The organism is Microcystis sp. LE19-41.2A, assembly GCF_027530405.1.
Classification (GTDB): Bacteria; Cyanobacteriota; Cyanobacteriia; order Cyanobacteriales; family Microcystaceae; genus Microcystis; species Microcystis aeruginosa.
Genome location: NZ_JAPZQJ010000375.1, coordinates 1 through 1,463, shown reverse-complemented (window position 1 = coordinate 1,463; position 1,463 = coordinate 1). Strand labels below are relative to the sequence as shown.

At 44.0% G+C, this 1,463-nt stretch carries 1 protein-coding gene and 1 pseudogene; both read right to left on the bottom strand.

Annotated features, from left to right (window positions below; genetic code table 11):
• Positions 1-136: 136 nt before the first annotated feature.
• Positions 137-247, bottom strand: a pseudogene (locus O9290_RS15250) (gamma-glutamylcyclotransferase); the annotation flags it as partial.
• Positions 244-1,269 carry an aldo/keto reductase gene (locus tag O9290_RS15245; protein ID WP_002761340.1) on the bottom strand — a complete coding sequence of 342 codons (1,026 nt, stop codon included), beginning with the start codon at positions 1,267-1,269 and terminating at the stop codon, positions 244-246. The gene O9290_RS15245 and the pseudogene O9290_RS15250, both read right to left, overlap by 4 nt.
• Positions 1,270-1,463: the final 194 nt, after the last annotated feature.

Below are 1,463 nucleotides of genomic sequence, written 5' to 3'. Positions count from 1 at the left end.
GGCCGAATTTGAATTCTTTTCTGAACAAAACCCCCTACTATCTGTTGTCAAGGTTCAGTTTTTAGCTTGGTTATCGCTTTTTCCATTGTAGCTTAAAGCCGTCCTAAAAGGACGGGGTTTTAACCCAAATTTTCGATAAATACCCCTTTGTGTAGGCGGTTTTAGAGTTGATCACTTTTCCCGCACAGTAGGCAGAATAGTTACTCTGCTTAGGTTTCAGGGTTCCATAAACAAAAACTTCCATCATCGGTCTAATTGTGCTGCTACTCCTCCTAATAGGATATCGCGAACAAATTGACTGGCTAAAAGTTCGTGGGGAAAACCGAGGGAAATAGCACTGATATTATCGAGTCGTTGCAGCTGTTCCCCAGTCAGGTTAAAGTCCACACAGGCTAAATTATCCTGCAATTGGGACAATTTTCGAGCGCCAATGATAGGAATTACGGCGTTAGGCCGATTTCTTAGCCAATTTAATGCCACTTGTGCCGGTGATTTCTCAATTTCTCTGGCAATCTCTAGGACAGTCTCGGCAATTTTTAAATCGCGATCAAAAATTTGAAAAGGTTGGTCGGTCATGCTTAAACGTCCATCGACGGGGTTGGGTTGATTATATTTTCCCGTTAAAACTCCTCCTCCCAGGGGACTCCAAGCTGTCACCCCGATATTTAATGCTTTGGCCATGGGCAATAATTCCCGTTCGGGGGTGCGTTCCTTGAGAGAATATTCTATTTGTAGTCCGATAAAGGGTGTCCATCCCCGCAGGGTGGCCAGGGTGTTCCCTTGGGAGACAATCCAAGCAGGACTGTCAGAAATGCCGATATAAAGCACTTTTCCCATCCTGACCAAATCATCGAAAGCGCGCATCACTTCTTCGATAGGAGTGAGAGAGTCCCAAAGATGAAGCCAGAGTAAATCGATGTAATCAGTACCTAAACGCTTTAAACTAGCTTCTACCGCTTGAAAGAGGTTTTTTCGATGATTTCCGCAAGCATTGACATCGCCGGGGCGCGTATTGAGAGAATATTTCGTGGCGATTACCCATTTTTCTCGATCGCCCTTGACAAATTCCCCCACTAATGTTTCACTGGTTCCGTTAGTGTAGAGATTAGCGGTATCGAGAAAATTGCCGCCCGCTTCCGCAAAAGCCTGAAAAACCGCCCGACTTTCTTCTTTATCGGACCCCCAACCCCAATCTTCCCCGAATGTCATCGTTCCTAGACATAGTTCGGAAACTCGCAGACCACTATTACCTAAAAGTTTGTAACGCATAATTAACTAAAATTTTGGCTCGCTTATTCTTTGTATGATAAGTTTAACTTATATAGGGCTTGCTGAATAAATCTAAAAACCTTGTTGGATAAGACTTTTAGACTTTTTTTCCCTCAAAAAGTGCCAGCCATTGCGGGGATCGGGGGCAAAATTCAGGTACTTTTTCCCTGAAAATTAGGCAACTGACTACCTCA

Excerpts from the sequence above, each read along its gene's own strand:
- O9290_RS15245 (WP_002761340.1), bottom strand. The coding sequence starts at position 1,269 with ATGCGTTACAAACTTTTAGGTAATAGTGGTCTGCGAGTTTCCGAACTA.